This is a genomic window from Pseudomonas sp. NY11955, from assembly GCF_048068035.1.
GTDB lineage: Bacteria > Pseudomonadota > Gammaproteobacteria > Pseudomonadales > Pseudomonadaceae > Aquipseudomonas.
The window spans coordinates 1-357 of record NZ_JBLUPS010000059.1 but is presented as its reverse complement, the minus strand read 5'-3'; the positions used below and the strand labels follow the sequence as shown (position 1 = coordinate 357).

The 357-nt window shown below is 50.7% G+C and carries 1 protein-coding gene; it reads right to left on the bottom strand.

Annotated features, from left to right (window positions below; genetic code table 11):
* Positions 1-250: 250 nt before the first annotated feature.
* The coding region (locus ACNFBR_RS29285) for a transposase (RefSeq protein WP_147264395.1) at positions 251-357 on the bottom strand (107 nt) is incomplete at its 5' end.

The window sequence follows — 357 nt, the reverse complement described above, 5'->3', positions numbered from 1 at the left end:
GATGGAGGCCGGAATCATTAAAGTATCATCCTAATTTTCGCTCAACCTTGGAAAATGCTGAGAATCGTAAAAATAAAGTTTCATCCTTTCCGCTACTAGTTCAAGGCTTTCCCGCCGCTTTCTTCCGGCCGCCGGCAACAACGCTGCTTGGCTGAGGCGATCCACTTGCGCTACCGCTCACTGATCAGATCGCACTTGAACTCGACGAGCAGCCAACCATCAGGCCGAGCGTGATCGCCAAAAAAAAGGTTCATCGCGCTTTCCCGGGGAAGGCAGCCTTGATTTTCAGGAAAAAGTATTCCGAGTCCCGAAAACCATAGGCCATACGCTTGATCACCTTGATGCGGTTGTTGACGC